The 23,145-nt window shown below is 54.8% G+C and carries 18 protein-coding genes and 1 tRNA gene; 10 read left to right on the top strand and 9 right to left on the bottom strand.

The window, feature by feature from the left end:
* Positions 1–101: 101 nt before the first annotated feature.
* The 5 genes from acpP to ACI9KD_RS04630 all read right to left on the bottom strand — a co-directional run bounded on the left by acpP (position 102) and on the right by ACI9KD_RS04630 (position 3,108).
* Positions 102–338, bottom strand: a complete 237-nt coding sequence (gene acpP, locus ACI9KD_RS04610; RefSeq protein ID WP_008295499.1) for an acyl carrier protein — start codon at positions 336–338, stop codon at positions 102–104.
* 105 nt (positions 339–443) lie between these two features.
* Positions 444–1,196, bottom strand: coding sequence for a 3-oxoacyl-ACP reductase FabG (gene fabG, locus ACI9KD_RS04615; protein ID WP_414979983.1), 753 nt, complete (start codon positions 1,194–1,196; stop codon positions 444–446).
* A 24-nt stretch (positions 1,197–1,220) separates the two neighbouring features.
* Positions 1,221–2,168: an ACP S-malonyltransferase gene (gene fabD, locus ACI9KD_RS04620; protein ID WP_414979984.1), complete on the bottom strand. Its 948-nt coding sequence runs from the start codon at positions 2,166–2,168 to the stop codon at positions 1,221–1,223.
* A 205-nt stretch (positions 2,169–2,373) separates the two neighbouring features.
* Positions 2,374–2,556 (bottom strand): 50S ribosomal protein L32, encoded by a 183-nt coding sequence (gene rpmF / locus ACI9KD_RS04625; protein WP_414979985.1) that lies wholly within the window; start codon positions 2,554–2,556, stop codon positions 2,374–2,376.
* A gap of 3 nt (positions 2,557–2,559) precedes the next feature.
* Entirely contained in the window at positions 2,560–3,108 is a 549-nt protein-coding gene (locus tag ACI9KD_RS04630; RefSeq protein ID WP_414979986.1) for a YceD family protein, read from the bottom strand.
* Positions 3,109–3,187: 79 nt separating this feature from the next.
* On the opposite strand from ACI9KD_RS04630, the gene ACI9KD_RS04635 reads away from it, so the two are divergent.
* Positions 3,188–3,790: a Maf family protein gene (locus tag ACI9KD_RS04635; protein WP_414979987.1), complete on the top strand. Its 603-nt coding sequence runs from the start codon at positions 3,188–3,190 to the stop codon at positions 3,788–3,790.
* Here ACI9KD_RS04635 and ACI9KD_RS04640 read toward each other — a convergent pair.
* Positions 3,783–4,712, bottom strand: a complete 930-nt coding sequence (locus ACI9KD_RS04640) for an RluA family pseudouridine synthase (RefSeq protein ID WP_414979988.1) — start codon at positions 4,710–4,712, stop codon at positions 3,783–3,785. The two genes, ACI9KD_RS04635 and ACI9KD_RS04640, sit on opposite strands and share 8 nt — an antisense overlap.
* Positions 4,713–5,605: 893 nt before the next feature.
* On the opposite strand from ACI9KD_RS04640, the gene ACI9KD_RS04645 reads away from it, so the two are divergent.
* Positions 5,606–8,593: an Rne/Rng family ribonuclease gene (locus ACI9KD_RS04645; RefSeq protein WP_414979989.1), complete on the top strand. Its 2,988-nt coding sequence runs from the start codon at positions 5,606–5,608 to the stop codon at positions 8,591–8,593.
* An 87-nt stretch (positions 8,594–8,680) separates the two neighbouring features.
* On the opposite strand, the gene ACI9KD_RS04650 is transcribed toward ACI9KD_RS04645, so the two are convergent.
* Positions 8,681–10,393 carry an amidohydrolase gene (locus ACI9KD_RS04650; protein WP_414979990.1) on the bottom strand — a complete coding sequence of 571 codons (1,713 nt, stop codon included), beginning with the start codon at positions 10,391–10,393 and terminating at the stop codon, positions 8,681–8,683.
* 167 nt (positions 10,394–10,560) lie between these two features.
* On the opposite strand from ACI9KD_RS04650, the gene ACI9KD_RS04655 reads away from it, so the two are divergent.
* The 7 genes from ACI9KD_RS04655 (at position 10,561) to ACI9KD_RS04685 (ending at position 19,370) form a co-directional block, all read left to right on the top strand.
* On the top strand, positions 10,561–12,153 hold the full coding sequence (locus ACI9KD_RS04655; RefSeq protein WP_414979991.1) for a tetratricopeptide repeat-containing sulfotransferase family protein: 1,593 nt from the start codon (positions 10,561–10,563) through the stop codon (positions 12,151–12,153).
* A 316-nt stretch (positions 12,154–12,469) separates the two neighbouring features.
* The gene (locus ACI9KD_RS04660; protein ID WP_414979992.1) at positions 12,470–14,890 is read left to right on the top strand and encodes a TonB-dependent receptor; all 2,421 of its coding nucleotides are present in this window, start codon (positions 12,470–12,472) and stop codon (positions 14,888–14,890) included.
* A gap of 7 nt (positions 14,891–14,897) precedes the next feature.
* Positions 14,898–16,769 carry an NAD(P)-binding protein gene (locus ACI9KD_RS04665; protein WP_414979993.1) on the top strand — a complete coding sequence of 624 codons (1,872 nt, stop codon included), beginning with the start codon at positions 14,898–14,900 and terminating at the stop codon, positions 16,767–16,769.
* A gap of 4 nt (positions 16,770–16,773) precedes the next feature.
* Positions 16,774–18,147 carry a Na+/H+ antiporter NhaC family protein gene (locus ACI9KD_RS04670; protein ID WP_414979994.1) on the top strand — a complete coding sequence of 458 codons (1,374 nt, stop codon included), beginning with the start codon at positions 16,774–16,776 and terminating at the stop codon, positions 18,145–18,147.
* Between the two features lie 52 nt (positions 18,148–18,199).
* Positions 18,200–18,664 (top strand): cupin domain-containing protein, encoded by a 465-nt coding sequence (locus ACI9KD_RS04675; RefSeq protein WP_414979995.1) that lies wholly within the window; start codon positions 18,200–18,202, stop codon positions 18,662–18,664.
* A gap of 114 nt (positions 18,665–18,778) precedes the next feature.
* Positions 18,779–18,868: transfer RNA gene (locus ACI9KD_RS04680), tRNA-Ser, on the top strand.
* A 271-nt stretch (positions 18,869–19,139) separates the two neighbouring features.
* Positions 19,140–19,370: a hypothetical protein gene (locus ACI9KD_RS04685; protein WP_414979996.1), complete on the top strand. Its 231-nt coding sequence runs from the start codon at positions 19,140–19,142 to the stop codon at positions 19,368–19,370.
* A 45-nt stretch (positions 19,371–19,415) separates the two neighbouring features.
* Here ACI9KD_RS04685 and ACI9KD_RS04690 read toward each other — a convergent pair whose 3' ends face one another.
* Together ACI9KD_RS04690 and ACI9KD_RS04695 are read right to left on the bottom strand one after the other, a co-directional pair.
* Positions 19,416–20,834, bottom strand: a complete 1,419-nt coding sequence (locus ACI9KD_RS04690) for a M28 family peptidase (protein ID WP_414979997.1) — start codon at positions 20,832–20,834, stop codon at positions 19,416–19,418.
* 24 nt (positions 20,835–20,858) lie between these two features.
* On the bottom strand, positions 20,859–21,611 hold the full coding sequence (locus ACI9KD_RS04695) for a dienelactone hydrolase family protein (RefSeq protein ID WP_414979998.1): 753 nt from the start codon (positions 21,609–21,611) through the stop codon (positions 20,859–20,861).
* 69 nt (positions 21,612–21,680) lie between these two features.
* Between ACI9KD_RS04695 and ACI9KD_RS04700 the strand changes: the two genes are divergently transcribed.
* On the top strand, positions 21,681–23,145 hold a 1,465-nt coding region (locus ACI9KD_RS04700; protein WP_414979999.1), incomplete at its 3' end, for a sodium:solute symporter family transporter.

The following is a 23,145-nucleotide window of genomic DNA, read 5'->3' on the forward strand; positions in this document are numbered from 1 at the left end:
TGACGATTCACTACCGTGTGTACACAAACAGAAAAGCCGTGATACCTAGCGGTAGTCACGGCTCTTCACGTGCAAAACGCGTAAACGCGCTAGCGCTACCCTCAGGAGAGGTGCTCGTTAATATAGTCAATAGCCAGCTTAACTGTCGTAATCTTCTCAGCTTCCTCGTCAGGAATTTCAGTTTCAAACTCCTCCTCGAGGGCCATGACAAGCTCTACTGTGTCAAGCGAGTCTGCGCCAAGGTCTTCTACGAACGAAGCCTCAGTCTGTACTTCTTCTTCTTTGACGCCGAGCTGCTCAGCGACGATTTTTTTTACGCGTTCTTCAATGCTGCTCATGATCCTCGAATACTCCTGATGAAGGAAAGCCTACACCCCCAATGTGCTCGGGTTAATGTGAAGTCTACCGTCTTTTTGCGATCTGGCATATACCTACCCCGGTCATTAGGCCATGTACATACCACCGTTAATGTGAATTGTTTCGCCCGTAATATACGCTGCCGAGTCACTGCATAGAAATGCAACCAAGGCACCGATTTCTTTTGCTTCCCCCAAACGTGCCAGAGGAATCTGCGACAACATCGCGTTGCGTTGATCTTCGCTAAGCGCTGCTGTCATATCGGTGTCGATGAATCCCGGCGCAACCGCGTTGACCGTTATGTTTCGTGCACCTATTTCTCGAGCCAGCGCGCGGGAAAACCCTTCTGCACCAGCTTTACTCGCTGCGTAGTTGCTCTGACCGGCATTACCCATAGAGCCCACTACTGAAGTGATATTCACTATCCGGCCCCAGCGGGCCTTGGTCATCCCACGTAACGCAGCTTTTGATGTCTTGAACAATGCAGTCAGGTTCGTATCGACCACACCCTGCCATTCATCATCTTTCATGCGCAGGAGAAGGTTGTCTCGCGTAATGCCCGCGTTGTTTACAAGAATGAGCGGAGCACCGAAGCGTTCGTTGATTGCTGCAAGGACTGATTTAACACTCTCGGGGTCAGCAACGTCCAGACACATGCCAGCACCGCCGAGGGGGCTCAAGCGATCGTCAATGGCTTTAGCGCCGCTGTCAGTAGTAGCGGTGCCTATCACGGCGTGTCCGCCGGCTGCTAAGGCGTCAGCGATAGCTCGGCCGATACCTCTGCTTGCGCCGGTCACCAGCGCTATCCGGGACGCAGTGTCTTGTGTCTCTTCTGTCATCGTTCTATCCCTATTATTGTCTACTCAAGTACCGAGTGATTTCACTGCGGCCTGGAGGTCGTCGGGCTTTTCGAGATAAGCGCAGCTCAAGCCACGATCTATACGACGAAGCAGGCCACCCAAAACGTTGCCTGCACCGCACTCGACAAATTGCACCGCGCCCATTGCTTGCAATCTGCCAACGCATGCGGTCCAGCGAACTGGAGCTGATATTTGCTGCACCAACAACTGTCGGATTCGCTCAGGATCCTTCTCTGTCTGCGCGTGCACGTTGTGCACCACCGGTATATCGGGCGTTGAAATCTCTACACCGGCCAGCACTTCAGCCAGCTTTTCACCGGCGGGCACCATCAAGGATGTATGAAAGGGCGCGCTTACGGGAAGCGGCATGGCGCGCTTCGCACCGGCTTCTTTTAGCGCGGCAATCGCATCATCCACCGCAGTGCAATTGCCGGCGATAACGACCTGTCCAGGCGCATTAAAGTTGACGGCCTGCACGACGCCTTCAGTAATACTAGAAACCTTTTCACAAGTTTCTGTGACGATTCCATCATCAAGACCGAGTATTGCAGCCATCGCACCAACGCCCACAGGCACAGCCGTTTGCATAAAACGTCCACGCTCGCGAACCAGCGTGACCGCATCGTTCAAGCTTAGGGCACCGGCACAACACAAAGCCGAGAACTCGCCAAGGCTGTGGCCGGCCATCGCCGACGGCGTAACTCCACCGCGAGCAATCCAGGTGCGCCAAAGCGCTACGGATGCAGCTAACAATGCTGGCTGTGTGTATTCCGTGAGATTGAGCTGCTCTGATTCATCACTGAGGATCAGTGCCGCAAGGTCAAAACCCAGGGCATCGGAAGACTCCTCAAAAACTGCCGCCACTTCAGAGAATTGTTCAGCAGCCTCAGCAAGCATGCCGACGCGTTGGCTGCCTTGGCCAGGAAACAGAAAAGCGAGGTCGTGACGCATACACTAACTCCAGTCAGGTCCGAGAGGTTTAGCTCACGGAGGCCAAAACAAGCTTCGAAAACAGAGTGTCCGACAATGAGAGTCTAGCAACGAAGTGCGGCACCCCGACAAAGTAAACACGATGAGTTCACCGCGCTTCACTTATTCGAAGGTGCCGCTGTCTATCTACCTTACTGCCCGGTGCTTTCACATCGGGCGGGAGGGTTTAGTCGTCGGTACCGGTGTCAATCACTTTCTTACCACGGTAAAAGCCGTCCGCAGTAATGTGGTGACGTCGGTGGGTCTCACCCGTCGTCTGATCTACGTTCAGAGTGGGTCCACTCAGCGAGTCATGCGATCGACGCATGCCACGTCGCGAGCGAGTCTTTTTGCTCTTTTGAACAGCCATGGGTTACTTCTCCTTCGTGTCGCCGCTATCTAAGAGCGCCGACAAAACACTAAAAGGATTCTCCGATGCTTGCTCGGTCGAATCCCGTTCTTCATTATCTGATCGATCAGGCCGATCACTCTTCGGTGGCTCACATTCACCTTCGGGGTGATATGCCACCACCGGCAATGCGAGCGCCAATTCTTCTCCGGCCAGCTCCCACAAATCCACCTCGTCCACCGCTATCAGCGGTTCGAGGCCTGCGGGCAACTGCAGTGCCTGCTCGTCGTCCGGCACCAGACCGAGGCGACTTGATGTCTTAAGTTTGCAGTGCACCGGCTGCAAGCAGCGCTGACACTCCAGCACGACTCGCGCTTCCATATCTACAGCCGCGAACTGCCGCCCTTCCTCGTTCTCGCCAAACTCCACGCTGATCTCAACGATGGGATTGGCTGGGTCCAAAAAAGCCGCCAATTGCGGCAAATGCTCAGATCCAAGGCAGCCTGAATACTTCGCACACCGGATCACGGCTTTGCGTATGTTGACTCGATTCGGGAGGGGGGCTGCCGACATGGCGGCGCACTATAGTGATCGCCCCCCCACTTGTCAAAAAAATCTTTACAATCCCGAGCGTTAGCTTAAGCATAGCGCCATGAGCCTCCTTTCGCATACGCCACTAATTCTGGCATCCACATCGCCCTATCGTCGACGACTTCTTGAGCGGCTGGAGCTGGCATTTACCTGTGCAGCTCCAGAAACCGACGAAACCCCGCGGCCGGGAGAGGCTCCTGACGCTCTTGCCTGCCGTCTTGGGGACGCCAAAGCGCTTGCGGTAGCGGCCTTGCACCCTGAGTCTGTCGTGCTGGGGAGCGACCAGGTTGCCGCTTTACCGTCGATGATCCTGGGTAAGCCGGGCAGTTTTTCGGTAGCGCAGCAGCAACTGAGACTCTGCAGCGGTCAGTCTGTGGAGTTTTACACCGCTGTGAGTCTGGCGCAGCGGGACACGGTTATCGCCCAGCGATGCGTTCGTACGACTGTGAGATTTCGGTCTCTGGCAAATGCTGAGATCATCGACTACGTCCGCCGAGACGAGCCGCTGGACTGTGCCGGTAGTTTTCGCTGGGAAGGCTTGGGTATCTGCCTGTTTAAAAGCCTTGAGAGCGATGACCCTACGGCACTCGAGGGCCTCCCTCTGATTGCAACCTGCGACATGTTAAGATCGGTTGGACTATACCCTTTAAAAACAACTATTTAGGGCATCTTTTTAATACGCTAGTTAACTCACTGTCCAAGGGTGCATGCAGCTCATAACGCTGTTCATTGAGCACAAAGGACAGGGATTCAGCGTGCAGAAACAAGCGCTTAAGCTGAAGCTTGCGGGCGTAGGCTTCACTTTCCGGGCTCTGGTACTTCGAATCCCCCAACAAGGTGTGTCCGGCATGGAGTGCATGCACGCGGATCTGATGCGTGCGTCCGGTAAGGGGTCGAGCTTCTATCAATGTTACAGCGGAGAAGTTCTCTCGTATTCTGAACTCGGTTGTGGATGGCTTCCCCTCTTTGGCCACTTTAACCATACGCTCACCCGATTTTCGCTCAAAGCGCTGCAGCGGCGCGTCAACAACGCGCATATGTCGCGGCCAGGCCCCCTCGGCAAGCGCCAGATAGCGCTTATCGATCTTACCTTGGGCGCGCAGGAGTTCGTGCAGCGCACGCAGGGCAGCCGGTTTCTTGGCGATAAGCACCAAACCGGATGTCTCTCTGTCCAAACGATGCACGAGTTCAAGAAACCGTGCATCCGGCCTCATGGTGCGCAGGGTTTCAATCAAGCCAAACTGCAAACCGCTACCACCGTGCACTGCTATGCCCGAGGGCTTATTGATCGCTAACAGATGATCGTCCTCAAACACCACGCTGGCAGCCAGACGCGCCTGCCATCCAGGGGGCGCAGCGCCAGGTTCCCGAGCTGGTGGAGCGCTCAAAGGAGGCAGACGCACCCTGTCTCCCAAACGTAAGCGTTGATCAGGCTTTGCCCTCCCCTTGTTTACCCGGACCTCGCCTTTGCGCATAGCGCGGTACAGGCGCGTCTTGGGTATTCCAGGGCACTCCCGCAATATGAAGTTGTCCAGTCGTTGGCCATCGCTACGCTCATCAACGGTCAGAAAGCTAACGCCACTCACGGGACGCACCAGAATTTGGCTGGGGGCCGCATCAACATAGGGTTTTTAATCGTCCTTCTTTTATTTGAGCAGAACCAAGCTTGCTGCTAGTATGCCGGCCTGGCGACTGAATTGACGCATAAATCTCGCCCCGGTGCACTACTACGCTACTTGGGGTAGGCCAATTATGATCGATCAAGTCTGAGCCCGGGACTCCCCCAACAGCTAGCAGTCAGCACTTAGTTGTTTTGTATGTTGAACAGGCGCCGAACGTTAAGCGCTGGAGCCCGTAACTGCCAGAGAAAGTCTCTCACTTTAGTTCATCGGTTGCACAGGCAGCCAGAACGGTTAGTCCGGGACTCATCAGGCGTAACACGGCGAGGGCAGCCATGAGAGTCTTTAGCTGCAAGTATACGATGCCGCGCGAGATCGAGACGAAACTCCGACCCGCGCTATTGGAATATTGAAAGAATACAGAGTTACAGAACACGTTTTTTGATCAGTTCGCATACCTGCGAGCAAGGCTACGTCAGGCGCCGCAACATTCGGCAAGACGCAGTTTTTCTCAATGAGAACGCACTGTAGCGACCGATACGCCTGCGAACAGCGCATTGCACGGTCCAACGGTTCGGGAGACACAACTCTCGGGCGCTACCGAAGAACAGATAAAAAAGCACCCGATCGCAACACCAACAAGCAAGGTTGCCGGGGCAAGACCAGAATTAGCGATGAGCGGCGGCGCTTAGCAGCCTGCTCAGAGATAACAACTAGTGCAGCGAGACCGCCGTGATTAAGCGGAACGGGTTTACTGCAGCGCACTAAGTTTTCGAGAATTTACGTTTCTGCAGGTTCTCGAATTATGAAGGTGTGCACTGGCGTGCGCCGGCTAAACCCCACGAGAGGTTTGGTTACACATGAAGAAAATGCTTATCAACGCTACGCATGCGGAAGAAATGCGCGTAGCACTTGTCGATGGCCAGAAGCTCTACGACCTGGACATCGAAAACAGAACTCGCCTGCAAAAGAAAGCTAACATATACGTTGGCAAAATCACCCGGGTAGAACCCAGTCTCGAAGCCGCTTTTGTGGACTTTGGCGCCGAGCGCCACGGTTTTTTATCGGTTAAAGAAATTGCTCGAGAGTACTTCTACCGAGACCCCAAAGACATCGATGGAAAGTTCTCCATTCGCGACGTCGTTAAAGAAGGCACCCGACTGATCGTTCAGGTCGACAAAGAAGAGCGCGGTAACAAGGGCGCTGCACTAACCACGTTTATCAGCCTGCCAGGTCGCTACATGGTCCTGATGCCAAACAACCCTCGAGCAGGTGGAATTTCTCGCCGTATCGAAGGTGATGATCGAGCAGAGCTTCGAGAAGCTCTGAGCGCACTGGATATCCCCGATGGCATGGGTGTCATTATTCGCACCGCCGGCGTTGGACGATCGGCAGAAGAGCTCCAGTGGGACCTTAACTATCTCCTGCAACTCTGGGAAGCCGTCAGCACAGCCGGCGAAGAGAACCGCTCACCGGTGCTTCTTTACCAAGAGAGCAATGTCATTATTCGCGCGGTTCGCGACTACCTCCGGGACGACGTTGACCAGGTGCTCATCGATTCCCCGGATGCCTTTAAGCAGGCGATGGACTTTGTCAGCATGGTGATGCCCAAGTACCAGCAGCGCATCAAACTCTACGAAGACAGCACTCCACTGTTCAATCGATTCCAGATTGAAAGCCAGATCGAGACCGCTTTTGGGCGAGAGGTGCGCTTGCCGTCCGGCGGATCCATTGTGATCGACCCCACGGAAGCACTGGTGTCTATCGACATCAACTCTGCCCGTGCAACCAAGGGCGTGAACATCGAAGAAACCGCGCTGCAGACCAATCTTGAGGCTGCTGACGAGGTCGCACGACAGCTTCGGTTGCGCGACATGGGCGGACTGATTGTTATCGACTTTATTGACATGCTCGCTGCAAAGAATCAGCGTGCTGTTGAGACTCGCGTACGTGATGCGCTCGCGATCGATCGTGCTCGAGTGCAAGTTGGGCGCATCTCACGCTTTGGCCTGCTAGAAATGTCGCGCCAACGTTTGCGCCCCTCCCTTGGCGAGACCAGCGCTATTGTATGTCCTCGTTGCACAGGCCAGGGCAGCATCCGGGACACCAAATCTCTATCGCTTTCCATCCTTCGTTTGCTTGAAGAAGAAGCCACCAAGGAGCGCAGCGCTGAAGTGCGCGCGATCGTACCGATAGATGTCGCCGCTTATCTCTTAAACGAAAAGCGTTTAGCGCTGAGTGAAATCGAAACACTCACCCGGGTTCGCGTACTGGTTATACCTGACCCGAATCTCGAAACACCGCACTTTGAAGTAACTCGCCTTCGCGATGATGAAGTTGATGGCGATCAGCAGACCAGCTATAAGATCGAAATCGCAGTACCTGACGCAGATAGCATTTCGGATGCTCATGATCATAGCCTTCCGACTCAAGAGGCAGTGGTGCAGAGAATCGCACCTACAGCAGCACCAGTTCCCGCCGAAACTGCGGATAGCAGCGCGTCGCAGACAACTACTGCTGCGGTCGCAGCCACGGCTGCCGTCGCGACCTCAGCGGTCGCAGCAAAGCCCGGGCTAGCACAACGCTTGTGGGTTAGCTTTTTTGGCGCCCCTGATGCTGAAGTCGAGTCAACGGACACGGTGTCAAAGGAAGCCGCTAAGGCCGACACCGATAACGACAACGCCAACGGCAGCAATGCTGACAGCCAGGCCTCAGATGACGATCGCCCCAAAAGGACTCGTGGTCGCCGTCGCCGCGGCGGACAAGGTCGCAATCAGAATCGCAGCGTCAATGATGATGACCAAAGCTCGGATTCAGAGACAACAGAGACAGCAGAGACAGCCAATGAGCCTGTCGAATCTACTGCCGAAGTCGTCTTAGATAGTGACGGCGACGAAAAGTCTGACGATGGCACTCGCCGCCGTCGTCGCCGTCGTTCGCGTGGTGGACGTCGCCCTGGCGCCGAAGGTTCGGATGTTGCGTCGGAAACAAGCGATCTTGATGTCGATGATGCCGATAACACAGAAGACTCTTCTGTTGTGGACGCAGACGACGCAGACGACGCAGACGACAATTCAGAGACTGAGAACAAGCCTCGAAAGCGCCCAAGTGGACAGCGTCGCGGAGAGCCCCGTCGTCGTCGTCCAGCGGCTGCAGCTGCAGCTGTAACTACAGAGCGCGCAGCTGACACTCCAGATACTGATACTCCAGCGGCGCCTCAGGATGTAACGGCAGAGCAGGCGCCGGTAGCGGAAGTAACAGAACAAGATGCAGCGGTAGAACAAACGATGGAAGCGGAAGCAGCGTCTGAGCCGGTAGCGTCAGTCGATGAGGTCGCTGTCGTTGAGGCAGTAGAAGCCGTCGTTGAAGAGAGCACTACTGAGCTTGCTGGCGAGTCAGTGAGCAGCCCTCAAGTTGAAGCCCCAAGCGTGGGCAGCAGCATTGAGGCCGCTATGGGGCTCACTGCGGAAACTCCGGTTAAGGCGGGAGAAACCGGTGCTGAAAGCTCTGAAGCAGAGTCCACAGAGATCGTTGTTGATACTGCGGATCTGGACAGTGCCCCTGAAGAGGAGCCTCAGCCAGTGGCTACGGCCGAGGAAACCGCTCAGGCATCTTCGCTACCAGTGGACTCTGTCACAGACGACGCTCCGGCGGCAGGGCTGGATGAGGAAGGACGTGCAGTGAACGACCCGCGCATATCCCCTGCCCCAATTAGGGAGTTCAAAATCGAGACTGGGCAAATGGTGCTGTTTGGTGAAAGTCCTGCGCCAGCTGTAGATGCGCCTGATCATCAAGTACCCCGAGCGAGCAATGATCCCCGAGAACGTAAAATTGCGGCCAGCGCTTAAGGTTAGTAGAACGCCACGGCCGCAGTAAGAGGCCGCAGTTTGCTCGATAAATAGCACCGAGTTCTTGACGAAGGGCTCGGTGTTTTTTTAGGGGGCTTCGAAAACCACTTTTCCATCAACGATCGTCAAGACAACCTTGGTCTTATGGATTGCGTAGGGGTCCAGGGAAAAAAGATCCTGATCCAAAACCACCATGTCAGCCTGCTTTCCCGGTGTTATAGAACCAATCTCATCCTCTAGACCTAACTGATAAGCCGCATCTATAGTATATCCCCGGATGGCTTGCTCCAGAGTGATGCGCTCATTAACGGGTGGCTGCGGAATATAGTCTTTATCTCCCGGTGGCTGTCGTGTGAGCGCCATCTCAATATTGAATACGGGATTCATTCCATCCAACCCTATCCAGCTCGCGGGAAAGTCGCTTCCCAAGGTCACTTTGCCGCCTGCGGCAGCGATGGAATTGAGCGGATACATGTGCGTGAGCCGTTCCTCGCCCAGATAAGCCAGAACGATGTCATCGTAGGCATACCAGGTGGGCGTTGACTGCACCATGACATCTAGTTCACCAAAGCGTGGCACGTCGGTGGGATTAACTAACTGTGCATGACAAATAGTAAATCGGCTCGTGCTCTGGGGGTGCTCTTTCCGTGCATACTCAACGAGATCGAGCGCCATCCTAACGGCTCCATCACCAATGGCGTGCAAGTGCATGTCGATTTTCTTTTCGGCTGCAGCAGCCACCACTTTCTTGGTGTTTTCTAGAGAAACCAACGGTTCTGCCCGATGCCCAGGCGGCTCGAGGTAGGGATCAATAGTGTAGGCCGTTTGCGCCTCCACTGTACCGTCCAGCGAGATCTTTAAGACCTCTACATCAAAGAACTCATGCTCATGCGCCTTTGACAGTCTTTCTAGATCATCCAGCGCTGTGGCAAGGCCCCGGTCGCTGTTTACATAATGAGATCCAAGAATACGCAAAGGCAGCTTTCCGTCTTCCGCTCTCTTGCCCATAAAACTAAATAGCGCCCCGTCGCCCTCGATCATGCCAGCGTCAAACGCTGCCGTGATGCCCATGGAGGACATACTTGCCAGGAACACGTCAGCGGACCTATCCAGGATCTCTATGTCAATCACCCCGAGTTCTTCGGCGATCCAACCAAACGCTTCACCTTCTATCAACCATCCTGTGGGGCTGCCATTAGGGTAACGACGATAAAAGTGCGCACCGGGTTTTGGATCCGGCGTATCGGCAGTAAGACCGACCATATCCATGGCCATGGTGTTTACCCATGCTGAGTGAAAGCCTTCATCAAAAATGATAACGGGACGATCTGACACAACACTATCGAGATCCTCTGCGGTCGGGCCTCCGGGGCCAAAGGCTGCGCCCAAAAACCCGGCACCTAACAGGGGGTTCTGATCCGGGTAGTCTTCGGCGTGCTTAGCGATGGTAGCCAGGGCCTCTGCAGGCGTCATGGTGGGATTCAGCGTGGCCGCGAAGAGATAAGGCAGCGTCGAGCCCACATGAATATGTCCATCGATGAAACCGGGCAGCAATAGTTTTCCCGAAAGGTCGTAGCGCTGAGTGTCCGCATCTATAAACGCGTCAGCCCCTGCGTCACTGCCCACGTAAACTATTGTGTCGCCTCTTATGGCAACCGCTTCGGCCCAAGGTGTCGAAGAATCGAGCGTGTAAACCTTGCCTCCGGTAAACACCTGATCTGCTGGATCTTCTTTTGCGGCACTTTGGGTGGCGCATAAAAGCACCAGTACCATTGAGGCGAGACGAGAAAAAAAGTGCATGAACAGCGCTCCTGACGAAAAAGGTTCCGAGTAGTTGTCACTTTATGCGGCTGACTCTCACTACCGCAGTCGGTACTATGGCGTCAGCGGCACAGACTCACAAGCCCATCATTCATCCACCGTGACTGTGGCTTAACGCCCGTTTGTCATCACAATAAGGAAGCGCAATGGCGCAGCACAGCGCTGAACAGGCGAGCTGGTTACGAGCCACTTTGAGAGAAGGCTTTGATCGTCTCCAACGGGGTGATCAGGCAGGCGCAGCAAACTGCTGCCGCCAGGTCCTTGAGAAAAAGCCGGACCTTGCGGAGGGGCATTTTTTGGTCGGCATGATCGCCCTGAATGCAGACGATTCGCGAACCGCGATTCAGGGATTTGGTTCTGTGACCAAACTACAGCCAGACCACAGCGGTGCCTGGGCGCAACTCGCTCGTTTGTTTATGCGACGCGGCCAAGTGAATCGTGCGGAAGATGCTCTAAAGAATGCGGTTACTCATGCAGATGATAATCCTATCGTGCAAGACACCATAGCTACGGTTTACACCTTACTGGGCAACGCGGCTTCCGCATCTCAATGGCAGGAGAAAGCCTTGGCCCGGCAGCCCAAAAACATAGGCTTCCTCATTAATAGGGCAAACAACCAAATGTTTATGGGTGACTTCGCGGGGGCTCGTTCGCGGTTGGATTCGGCCGTAGCCCTGAATCCTCGTCACGCGAATACTCACTGGCTGATTTCGAGCCTCGAGAAAGTGGTTGATCGCAGGCATGTTGATGAGATTACGAAGATACTGAGTGAAAAGGGGCTTAAAGATCAGGAAATAGCCTACCTCTCCTATGCCCTGGGAAAGGAGTTGGAGGACCTCAGGGATTGGCCCGCAGCGTTCGATGCCTTTGCTACCGGAGCCGCCGCACGGCGGCGAACAATGCAATACGACGAAACTGCTGAGACCGTATTTTTTACGATGTTGTCCGAGACCTATACCAAGGACTGGCTACAAACACGCGCTGCCGGTTGCGATAGCAACGCCCCTATCTTCATCGTGGGACAACCTCGCACGGGTACAACGCTGGTGGAGCGCATCATCAGCAGTCACAGCGCAGTGCACTCTGCGGGAGAGTTGCGCCAATTTGAAGGCGCCTGCAGACGCTTGCTGGGTGCTCAGGGTGACGGCAGCGCCGAAGCCGTGTTCCGTTCAGCGGCAAGCTTAGACCCCGAGCAACTAGGCAATGCTTACATGACCCTGACACAGCCTATGCACGGCGACCGTGAACGCTTTGTAGACAAGCTACCCATGAACTTCCGCTTTGTGCCACTCATACTGGCAGCACTGCCTAATGCGAAAATTATTCATGTGCGCCGAAGCCCCATGGATGCCTGTTTTGCCAGCTTCAAACAATTGTTTGCTGACGCTTATCCACACTCTTACGAGCAAACCGAAATGGCGCATCATCATGCGCGCTACTACCAGCTTATGGGCGATTGGCGAGAACGATTCGCTGGGCAGTTCCATGAAGTGGATTATGAAAAAGTGGCGGCTGATCCCGAACCTCACGCACAGGCTCTCATAGAATATCTGGACCTACCTTGGGAAGATCAGTGCCTGGATTTCTATCAGCAAAGCGGGGCTGTCACTACGGCGAGCGTGGTACAAGTGCGAGAGGCAGCGCATACGCGCTCTGTGGGGCGCTGGCGCCGCTATGAAGCGCAGCTTCAGCCTATGCAACTCGAACTGCAAAAACTCGGCATTCCCCTAGAACACTGATCCGCCTACCCCCAATGGGGTAATGCTTGGGGTCAGCTAGTGCTTGTCTGTCTCGTCCGAGTTTCGTAGTCTAGGGGCAATATCGACATTGCGACGCAAGACCGAGCGGAAAACAAGCATCTGTCTGCGTGCGCCACTAGCATCGCAAAGCGCGATCTAAAGTAGATCGATATGTGAAACGCCCGCAATAAGAAAATCTCAGGCCTGCGTAAGCATACGAGGGCTGGGGTGGCGTCGAGACTCTGTTACCGGAGGATGCCGCCGCCCCAGAGGTACTGACTAAAAACTTAGCTAATACGCTAAAAAAGGGGTCGTCATGAAAAAAACTTCACACTCTCCAGCAGGTTTCTCCAAGCCGTCATCTTTAAGGCGGCACCTCGCGCTCGCCGTATCGGCGGCCTTGGCTGCAGGAACCGCGCAGGCACAGCAGCTAGAAGAGGTGATCGTGACCGCGACCAAACGGGCCGAGTCCGTGATGGACGTACCTCTTTCAATGCAGGCCCTGTCGGGAGATTTTCTTCGCAAAATAAATACTGATGACATCAAGGATCTAGCTAACTTCACTCCGGGGGTTAGCGGAAACTCCAAAGACAGCTTTTTGGATACTATCGCGGTGCGCGGCATCACGACGAATGACTTCGGTAACGGCGGAGACCCCACGCTCGGGGTGTACAAGAATGGCTTCTACCAAGGACGAAACGGCGCGGCAGTAACCAGCGTGTTCGACCTTGAGCGATCAGAGATCCTCCGTGGCCCCCAGGGCTTTCTTTTTGGTCGAAACTCCATCGCAGGTGCGATGAATATCATTAGTCGTCGACCCACCCAAGGGGAGTCTGATAGCTACGTAGACCTCCGCGTGGGTGAGCGCGGAATCTTCCGCATCGAGGGCGGCACTAACTTTGACATCAGTGACTCCATCACCGTGCGTATCGCCGGCCTGCACTCTCAGGAAGATGGCTACTCAACCAACGAGATCACCGGCGAAGACTTTATTCAGCACGAAAAGTCGGCGCTGCGCTTTACGGGTAGCTACGATGCTGGCGGTGCACTCACAGCCAACCTATTTGTGGAGTGGGAAGACCGCGATCAGTCGGGCACGGTTTATAGAGCCACGGGAGACGGTCCAGCCTTTGCCACACTTGAAAGCATCTACGGCGACATCCCCCTACCCTCCGATCCAAGAAACGTGCGTATTGACGGTCCCCGCAATGGACTCTTCGATGGCGGCGAAGTCTTTCAGGTGGGCTTTGAGCTGAACTATGATTTGGGCTGGGCGACCTTGACATCGCTCACCGGCTACAAAGAGCATGATTACGGATACACCGAAGACTTTGATGCAACCACCATCACCATCTTCAACTATGAACAGGTTCAAGAAGGCGAGTACTTTGAACAGGAACTTCGCCTAACCTCAGATAATGAGGGCATGTTCAATTGGTATGCCGGTGTCTCTTATTATCAGGAAGATATCGAGACAGAGTTCCTAGGGCAACAGGATGAAGACGTTTATTGCAATGTCTACTGGGGCGATACCTGCCAAGGACTCTTTGACTACTACAATTCCTATGGTTTGAGCGACTATCTCGTTTACTACTTTGGCACCAGCAACTGGACGCCCAGCGGTAACAACGGACTCATTGATGATTGGAACCGCACTGTTGGTGACTTCAGCGGGTGGGCAGCCTATGTAGATCTGCAGTTCCAATTCACCGATACGATAGATGCAAGCTTTGGTCTGCGCTACAACGACGATGAAAAGACCATGTCACAGGAAGTGCTCACCGATAGAAATCAGAGCATTCTTGGACAGGTGGTCCAAACCGGATTTACAACGCCCCAAGGCCCGGTTTCCGATACCCAAAGCTGGGATGAAACCACCTGGCGAGGGGTGGTGAACTGGCGACCCATGGACGACACGCTTTTTTATGCCAGCGTGACAACAGGCTACAAGCAAGGTGGATTTAACAGCTTCTCGGTAGATCCCGGTGGCCCCTTCAGTGGTGTAGAGGCTGTACCCGGCGTGCACCGGCCCTCCTCCTTTGATTCGGAAACGGTCATCTCCTACGAGGTCGGCTACAAGGCGACACACCTGGATGGCCGCAGCCAGATTGCCGCTTCCGTGTTTATGTACGAATACGAGGATCTGCAGGCGACCTGCGGCGTCCCCGGCACGCCGGTGGTCATTGTCTGTAACACGGGGCAGGTTGACGGCACGGGCTTTGAGGGCACATGGAACTTCGCTATCAACAGTGTCCTGAGCTTTGGCTTGGGTATGTCCTGGTTCGACAGTGAGGCGACGGGCATTCAGGACTTCTGTGGCGGCGGCGATGTGCTTCTTGGCGATGCCAGCGCCTGTGAGGGCTCGCCCATTCCCTATATTCCAGAGTGGTCAGCCTTTGGTACTTTGGACGCCGTCATGCCCCTGGGTAGCGGTGAGCTGTTTGGCAACCTGTCTGCCAGCTGGGAAGATGATTCACCCACTGATTGGGAGCCGTTTAACCCCATCACTGTGGCTGCAGGACAACGTTCAATCGGTAGCTTCACCGAAGTACAGGGTCTGGGTGGATATCGCTCGGACACAGGGTGGGCATTGGCCCTCTATGTGGAGAACCTGCTGGATGACGAGTACTTTGATCAGGGTGTAGGCATCACGCTTCCCGGATCGCCGTACGCACAGTTCGGTTTTGGCCCTAGCCGACCTCGCACTGTAGGCATGCGCTTTACCTGGAACCTGTAAGGGCTCTATGCCATCCCGGCTCAAGATCAGCCGCCGAGACTTTCTCGGCGGCCTTGCCCTGGGCACTACTGCAGGGGCTTTAACACCGCTCGAACTCCTCGCTCAGGCAAGTGGCTCGCGCCACTACCCGCCTGCTCTCACCGGCCTGCGCGGCAGTCAACCGGGCTCCTTTGACGTGGCTCATGCTATGGCCTGGGGAGGCAAGAAGTTTAGCGCTCCCAAGGAACAAACCGATAAGGACTACGACCTGGTCGTAGTGGGTGGGGGTATTTCTGGACTCGCTGCGGCATTTTACTGGCAACAGGAGAACGGTTCCGACAGCCGCATACTCATCCTTGATAACCATGATGACTTTGGCGGTCACGCCAGGCGCAATGAATTCACTGTGGATGGTAAGCCACTCGTCGGGTACGGGGGCAGTCAATCCATAGACACGCCGGGGAAATACTCTCCTGCTGCCATACAGCTGCTTCGCGATGTGGGCATATTTACTGATCGTTTTTACGAGTATTTTGATCAGGAGTTTTTTGCACGGCACAACCTGAACCGGGGTAGCTACTTTCCCAAAGAGGTATATGGCGCGGATTTGACCCTGCCTGGTTTAAACACCTGGCGAAGCGGTAACGATCCTGCTCTGCGCGAAGAGGATGTAAAGGACTACCCGATCCCTCCCGCGGCACGGACAGCGTTGCTCACGCTGATGAACAGCAAAACCAATTACGCGGCGCATATCCCTCGCGATGAGCGTGCCGAGTGGCTTCGCAAGCAGAGTTACCGTGACTTTCTTCTACAGACTGTCGGTGTTCCCGAAGACGTTTACTACCTCTTCCGCGACGGAGCTAGAGGCTGGTGGGGCGCCGGCTGGGACGCGATCTCGACTGTCTCAGCTGCAAGCATGGGCATGCCCGGGACTCTTTATCTCGATCTCCCCAAGGATAGCTCCCCTGAGCCAGTCCGTGACGAACCCTATATCTTCCATTTTCCGGATGGCAACGCGGGTGTCGCGAGAGCCATCCTTCGCAAGTTGATTCCGGCTTCGGTCCCCGGATCGAGTATGGAAGACCTCGTTCTTGCGAACACGGACTATGCAAAACTCGATCTGAGCAGCAGCCCCTGTCGCTTACGCTTGAATAGCACTGCGGTAGATGTGCGGCATACCAGTGATGACTCCATGGTGAACGTTAGCTACGTGCGTGATGGCAAAACCTATCGAGTTCGCACGAAGCACACAGTGATGGCTTGCTACAACGCGATCATTCCCCATATCTGTCCGGAGCTTCCTAAGGATCAGCGGGAAGCAATCGACTACGCGACGAAAGTCCCTCTCATCTATGTCAGTGTTGCGCTTCGCAATTGGCGGCCTTTCGCTGAACTCGGCATGCACAGTATCAACATCATGCAGACTGACTTTATGCATTCTTTTGGCATGGACTTCCCGGTCAGCATGGGGGGCGTCGACTACCCTGAAAATCCCGACCAGGCGATGATTCTCCACGGAACCGTGGTGCCCTGTGCGCCAGATAAAGGCCTGACCGCTCGGGAGCAGCATGTTATCGGCCGACGCTCCATTTACGAAATGAGCTGGAACGATATGGAGCAACGCATCGTTGGGCAAATTACTGGCGCGCTCAGTAGCACTGACTTTGATCCTCAGCGTGATATCGCAGCTATCACCGCCAACCGCTGGCCCCACGGCTACGCCTACGAGTACAACGATTACTCTGACCCCCCTGAGTGGGGGCCTGACAATGGGCCGCATATTCTCGGTGCACGACAAATGGGCCGCATCTCCGTCGCCAACTCAGACGCCTCCGCTTATGCCTTTGTTAATGGGGCTATCGATGCCGCCTACCGTGCCACCCGCGAGCAGATAGCTTAAGAAGATGGATCCAACTCACCCCGGTGCACTAAGCCTGTTACCCACAACCTTGGTATTTGTCCTTGCGGTGTGGACGCGAAGACCTATTGAATCGCTACTATGCGGCTCGCTGCTCGGCTTGGTGATGTTGTTTGGCACGGGGTTTGTTACGGGCATGGCCGAGGCCTCGGTGAGCGTTCTGACGGACCCGGATGTAGCGTGGGTAATACTGGTATGTGGTCTGATGGGGGGCTTGATCGCACTGCTCATGCGTAGCGGCGGCACCAGTGCGTTTACTCATTTTTTAAGTGATCGCGTGGGCGATCAGCGCCGTGCATTGTTTGCTACCTGGCTCATGGGTATTGCCATGTTCGTCGATGACTACCTCAACTCTCTCGCGGTGGGGGCAGCAATGCGGGATATCACCGACAAATTCCGCATATCGCGTGAGAAGCTGGCTTATGTTGTGGACTCCACTGCTGCTCCCATCAGCGTCATCGTCCCCTACTCCACCTGGGGTGCGTTCTTTGCAGGATTGATTGTGGCCAACGGTTTGGCCGAAGAGGGCCAAGGTCTTCAGGTCTATATCAGCGCTATCCCCTACATGTTTTATGCCTGGGCTGCGGTGCTCGTAGTGCCATTGGTCATCGCAGGATGGATCCCATCACTCGGCAGTATGCGAGCCGCCGAAGAGCGCGCTCAAACTACCGGAGTCACCGTGCCACCAGAAGCCGCCCACATCGAAGCGGCCAACCGCTCCATAGAGCCCAAAGCTGGGGTCAAACCCCGTCTTTGGTTGTTTGTAGCGCCTATGGTGTGTCTAGTCGCCGCCACCATCGCATCAGGAAATGACTTCCTTGTGGGGATCTACATCGCTCTGGGTGCCACAATTGTCGTGGTCCTTGGACTGCGCATCCTTGATCTACACGATACCTTCGACACGGTTTTGGACGGCTTTAAAACCATGATTGAGCCGTTGGCGGTTCTGGTTGCAGCCTTCATCCTCAAGGAGGTCAACGATGACCTTGGCCTTGCGACCTATGTGGTCGCCAATCTCGAACCCATACTGACTGCAGAACTACTTCCCTTTGCCATCTTTGTTGCCATGGGCTTGGTATCGTTTTTAACAGGTTCCAACTGGGGTGTGTTTGTGATCATCTTGCCCATTGTTGCCGCCTTGGGACAAAACTTGAATGCCGACATGACGCTGTTAATCGGGGCCACATTATCTGCCAGCACCTTTGGCAGCCATGCCTGCTTTTATTCAGATGCCACTGTTTTAACGGCCCAAGCCACAGGCTGCACACCCATGCAGCATGCGCTTACTCAGCTTCCCTATGCACTCATCGCCGCCGCTATTGCCGGAGTCGGCTATCTTGCGGTGGGCTACCTTGTTTGATCGCTTTTTTTAACTGTCACATAGCACCCAATTACCCAATAGGAGTAACACCATGAACGTATTACCTTTGAGAAAAATGACCTTGGCAGGGCTTCTAGCGGGCCTATTGATCGCTCCAATGCAGTCAGTGCTCGCCCAGGACACAGTTTATCCCGCAGAAATGAGCAGCAACGATATTGCAGGCGCAATTTTTGACCACCCGGACACCTTGGTGAAAGGTGAAGGCGCAGCTACCGTAAAGGACATTACTTCGCTCATGTCATCGGACGGCCGCTTTGCCAGCGGTATGTATCTGGCAGGAAAATCGCGATGGGTTATCGAAGAGCCTTACGGCGTAGATGAGTTCATGTACTTCTTGGAGGGTGGCGTCACATTGACATCCAGCGACGGCTCTGTAACTACGATCTCTGCCGGTGAGGCAGTGACCATCCCCAAGGAATGGACCGGAATCTGGGAGACCGAAGGCTATAAGAAGATCTGGGTGATCTACTCGGACGATGGCTCCGCCTTCGAGTGATACTGGCATTGAGCGGACCGAAAACCCTTGTCTTGTCAATGAAGGTGAAGACTACCGTTGCCACGCTGCGATCAGTAGGTATAATCCCGTCCTCTGGCCGCAAGGCGAGAATCCGGTGGGCTGGCTGAGTGGTCGAAAGCGGCGGTCTTGAAAACCGTTGAAGGTTTATCCCTTCCTAAGGTTCGAATCCTTAGCCCACCGCCAAATGCTTCATCAAATTAACGCCTTCGGGCGTTTTTTTGGTTTTAGATGCCCTTCACACGCCCTTCAAGACGCCGTGTTGCCTGTCGTTTTAGACTCTGTCGGGGCATACGGTTCGAACCTTTGGGCTTAATGCACTCACGGCTTGGGAAGAACCGCAGAACAGTTCCGCAGAAGAACTGCTCATAGCGTTCTATCAGGCATCCAACGTTATGCCTCTGTGTTCAGTGCGCGGCAGCTACGATGCATTGTCCTCCACGGGTTTAACGGGCTGGTGGGCGACGGGCTTCTGGTCGAAGAACTGACCGGCGAATGCGCTATCAACATATTGGTACACGAGGCTGACAAGGTTCTCAGTGCCTTAACCAACCACCCCAGGTTGCAGTTTTATCTACGCCAATCGATTTCAAAAGACTCTGTGGGAATATGCATACTTGAAACCCAGCGCGAGTCTCTGGGGCAACTGCGTGCTGAGTTGCTCGCTGTTCATAAAGCCCGAATCTGATTCCGGCTCTATTGGCGCTGACTCCCGGGTCGAATACTGCGACCTCTAAAAAGCCCCCGCCGGCCCAGGGAACACTACGGGGGTTTCGCTGCCATCCTTGGCAACCGAAGATACGCCAAAGAAATAGTTATCGATCACCAAGTTGGTGAATTCCCATTCGCTAACATTGCCTACAAACCGAGAATGAGCCCACTGCGCTGCGGTGGTTTTCCTCCACCACACACGATACCCCGCGAGATTCTCTCTAGCCTTTTCATTCCCACCTGGTGACCAACTGAGTGTTGCAGACGCCCTTACTGCGCCGGTAGCCTTTACATCTTTAGGAAACGGTGGAGCGCCCGCAATACCGGCCATAGATATTGCGTTGAGTGCTGTGAGTTTTGCGGCATAGGGGGCGTTCACTCCATCGAGGGTGTCGCCATATTCTCGACCGTCCTCCACACGAAGATCCTGATGCTGCCGATCATAATGCTCATGAGTTTCCATAATGCGGACTCCAGGAATCCCCACCGCATTGAAGGGTCGGTGATGACCTCCGCGACCAAAACGGTCCAGACGATACACCATTTCTACATTCAGATTTGTCATGTAGCGATCGGCCATGGCGTCTATGTACCGTGCCAGGTTCCGCGAGGGGCTATCGACCTCCCCGCCGGTAAATCGTCGAGCGCGCGCTTCTTCTTCGGTCTCCACCGCACGAGTGCCTTCTGAGAACACTCGCGCAACACTGTTGTCGATCACGCCATCAATACCAGAAATGTTTGAGATCATATCGTTGTTCAACACGGCCTTGATTTGCCAGCCTTGCGACAGGGCGTGGGCCGCGACGATTCGCCCGCCTATCAGGCCCTGCTCTTCGCCTGCCAGGGCCGCGTAGACAATACTGCCGTCAAACTCATACTGACTGAGAACCCGTGCAGCCTCCAGGACCCCTGCAACCCCCGAGGCATTGTCGTTGGCACCGGGACTCTCGGAGCTTGCGTTCATAACGTCCGATACGCGGCTATCTATGTCGCCAGACATAAGCACCATGCGATCGGGATCCAGTGCGCCGCGCTGAATAGCGAGTACTGAAACGATCTCGACGGGGTCAGGGACCCGACGCTCCCCCGCTACCGTTTCTCCAACGTAGATAACCTCTAGACATCCACCACAGTTGGCAGAGATGCGTTCGAACTCGGCAAAGATCCAGCGCCGCGCGGCGCCAATTCCTCGCGTTTCACTCCCCGCATCTGAGGCTGTATGACGTGTTCCAAAATTGACCAGCGTCTCGATATCACTCATCACGCGCTCAGCGGAGGGCGCTGTGGCAATGTCATAGAGATCCATCACTTCGCCCGGAGGTGCGGTTTGAGCGTGGGCTACCAACGTGAACACTCCAAGAGCCGCGCTGAGCGCTGCTGCAATCGCGGTCTTGGTGATTGCATGGCCACACTGCTTGGGGCAGTTCATAGATTGAATCAACGTCGATCTCCGGAAAGCTCTCACTTATTGCTCGAAAATTTCATCAAGAAAGATTGTGAAAGATGCCCATGATTGTCGATCAGCTTTCTCTCGGTACCGCGGACTACCAAACACACTAAAGGCATGGGGCGCACCGCTATAGGTCGTCATCTCGTGAGGTACGCCATCGGTTTCTAATTGCTCCGCCAGTGAAGCGAAATCAGACATACTTACAGAGGTATCGGCACTGCCGTGATATACCATCACCGCGCCTTGAGTATCATCGAAGTTCTGCCCCTCTGGCGTCGCTAGGCCTCCGTGGAAACTTGCAAATCCTTTAAGTGGCTCTCCGGATCTCGCGAGTTCCAAGACTGCAGTGCCTCCAAAGCAGTAGCCGACAACGACGGCTTCAGAAACATCAGCACCACTGTCGCTGGCGGCGGCCATAGCGCCACGCATGAGCGAGCGCATTTTCTCTCGATCTTCGTAGAGCGCGCCAGTGAGCGCGATCTTGTCCTTAGTCTCTGTAGGCCGCACACCGGCACCAAACAAATCAGCAGCAAATACGCTGTAACCCATGGCAGACAACATCTCGGCACGTTTGACTTCGTAGTCCGTAAGACCGTCCCAGTCATGAACAATGACAACTAAACCACGACTGTTGTCCGCGGGCTCAAAATAACCCTCGTACTTCTGCCCCGCCACCTGGTACTCGACGGCCTCGCCGGCCAGTACCGTTTGCTGCGCCAGTGCGCTCAGAGCGAGTAAACCAAAACCTACGGCTTTTATCCTGTTCATAGTTGCTTCTCTTTTATCGCTTGTTCAATCCTTTATGATTGACGTTTATGCACGCTGGAGGCAAGCAGTTTGGCCACTCTCGATTGGTGGGTTATCGGCAGTTATCTGTTTGGGATGCTGGCGCTTGCGGCGTGGCTAGGCCGCAGCCAGCACACCGAGCGGGAGTACTACCTCGGTGGAGGCTTACCAGCCCCGGCACTCGCAACATCAATTCTCGCTACGCAGTGCTCCACAAACAGCTTGCTTGGTGCACCCGCCTTTGTAGGGTTTGCCGCTGGTGGCGGTTTGCTCTGGCTCCAATACGAGCTCGCGGTTCCGCTGGCGATGCTTGGTCTTGCATTCTTGTTTCCCGCCATACACCGCAGCGGCGTAATTTCGATCTACGAATTTCTAGAACAACGCATAGGTTCTGGAGCGCGGCTCACTGCCAGTGCCAGTTTTTTGCTCTTTCGCGGCATAGCCACCGGCGTCACAGTTTACGGCGTCGCGTCAGTTCTGGCCTTGATAACTGGAATCGGATACATCCCGGCAGTGGCTTTACTGATGGGCGTCACGGTGACCTACGACGTCATGGGCGGGATGCGTGCGGTCGTGGTATCAGACGTCATTCAAATGCTGCTACTAATCAGTGCTGTACTGATTTCTTTGGTTTATTTAGCACCCGATCTCTGGTCGAACATGGATGCTCTCGCTGAGCGCAGCCAGCCCTTGATGAACGACTGGGGCGTTAGCGGCGCAAGCGACTACGGCTTCTGGCCCATGCTGTTTGGTGGCCTTTTTCTGTACATGGCCTACTACGGCTGTGATCAGAGCCAAGCACAGCGCTTATTAGCTGCGAGTAACGAAAGAGATCTCAACAAAATTCTCGTGTTGAATGGCCTCATGCGCTTCCCCCTGGTGCTGGCCTATTGCTTACTTGGACTCGGTTTGGCGGCGTATGCGCTACAGAGGCCCGAGTTTCTGAGTGAACTTCCCGTCACCGCATCAGGTGCACCAAATCTTAATCTGGTGTTCCCCTCCTTTGTGATGCGCGAATTCGCGCCCGGTTTGGCGGGTCTTGCCATCGTCGGATTATTTGCTGCGGCTATGTCCTCAATAGATTCTGCCCTGAACAGTCTCTCCGCTAGCACGCTTGAAGACTTCCTGCCGACAAGGGAGAGCAGCTCAGAACGCGGTCGCTTTGTGCAATCCAAGGGGGTCACGCTGTGTTGGGGCGTATTTGCTGTGGCCTTTTCCTTTAGCGTAGAGCATATCGCCAGCACACTTTTGGAATCGATCAATAAAGTAAGCTCACTCATTAATGGTCCGTTGCTCGGCTTGTTTGTAATTGCTATTTTGCTACCGGGCACAGCATCGCGGATCGCGGTCACGGCCTTTCTCTGTGGTGCCGTTCTCAATCTGTCGCTATGGCAACTTGCCCCTGACGTGTCCTGGCTTTGGTGGAATCTGGCGGGATGCCTCACGACACTAGCCGTCGTGATCTTCTACAGCGGCTATGCTGCCGTTCAGTCCGCTCTTCAAACCTTAGGACGTG

The organism is Congregibacter sp. (assembly GCF_047617445.1).
Taxonomy (GTDB): domain Bacteria; phylum Pseudomonadota; class Gammaproteobacteria; order Pseudomonadales; family Halieaceae; genus Congregibacter.

What these genes read in the sequence shown, in the direction of transcription:
- acpP (WP_008295499.1), bottom strand. Translation starts at nt 338, where the DNA reads ATGAGCAGCATTGAAGAACGCGTAAAAAAAATCGTCGCTGAGCAGCTC.
- fabG (WP_414979983.1), bottom strand. Translation starts at nt 1,196, where the DNA reads ATGACAGAAGAGACACAAGACACTGCGTCCCGGATAGCGCTGGTGACC.
- fabD (WP_414979984.1), bottom strand. Translation starts at nt 2,168, where the DNA reads ATGCGTCACGACCTCGCTTTTCTGTTTCCTGGCCAAGGCAGCCAACGC.
- rpmF (WP_414979985.1), bottom strand. Translation starts at nt 2,556, where the DNA reads ATGGCTGTTCAAAAGAGCAAAAAGACTCGCTCGCGACGTGGCATGCGT.
- ACI9KD_RS04630 (WP_414979986.1), bottom strand. Translation starts at nt 3,108, where the DNA reads ATGTCGGCAGCCCCCCTCCCGAATCGAGTCAACATACGCAAAGCCGTG.
- ACI9KD_RS04635 (WP_414979987.1), top strand. Translation starts at nt 3,188, where the DNA reads ATGAGCCTCCTTTCGCATACGCCACTAATTCTGGCATCCACATCGCCC.
- ACI9KD_RS04645 (WP_414979989.1), top strand. Translation starts at nt 5,606, where the DNA reads ATGAAGAAAATGCTTATCAACGCTACGCATGCGGAAGAAATGCGCGTA.
- ACI9KD_RS04650 (WP_414979990.1), bottom strand. Translation starts at nt 10,393, where the DNA reads ATGCACTTTTTTTCTCGTCTCGCCTCAATGGTACTGGTGCTTTTATGC.
- ACI9KD_RS04655 (WP_414979991.1), top strand. Translation starts at nt 10,561, where the DNA reads ATGGCGCAGCACAGCGCTGAACAGGCGAGCTGGTTACGAGCCACTTTG.
- ACI9KD_RS04660 (WP_414979992.1), top strand. Translation starts at nt 12,470, where the DNA reads ATGAAAAAAACTTCACACTCTCCAGCAGGTTTCTCCAAGCCGTCATCT.
- ACI9KD_RS04665 (WP_414979993.1), top strand. Translation starts at nt 14,898, where the DNA reads ATGCCATCCCGGCTCAAGATCAGCCGCCGAGACTTTCTCGGCGGCCTT.
- ACI9KD_RS04670 (WP_414979994.1), top strand. Translation starts at nt 16,774, where the DNA reads ATGGATCCAACTCACCCCGGTGCACTAAGCCTGTTACCCACAACCTTG.
- ACI9KD_RS04675 (WP_414979995.1), top strand. Translation starts at nt 18,200, where the DNA reads ATGAACGTATTACCTTTGAGAAAAATGACCTTGGCAGGGCTTCTAGCG.
- ACI9KD_RS04695 (WP_414979998.1), bottom strand. Translation starts at nt 21,611, where the DNA reads ATGAACAGGATAAAAGCCGTAGGTTTTGGTTTACTCGCTCTGAGCGCA.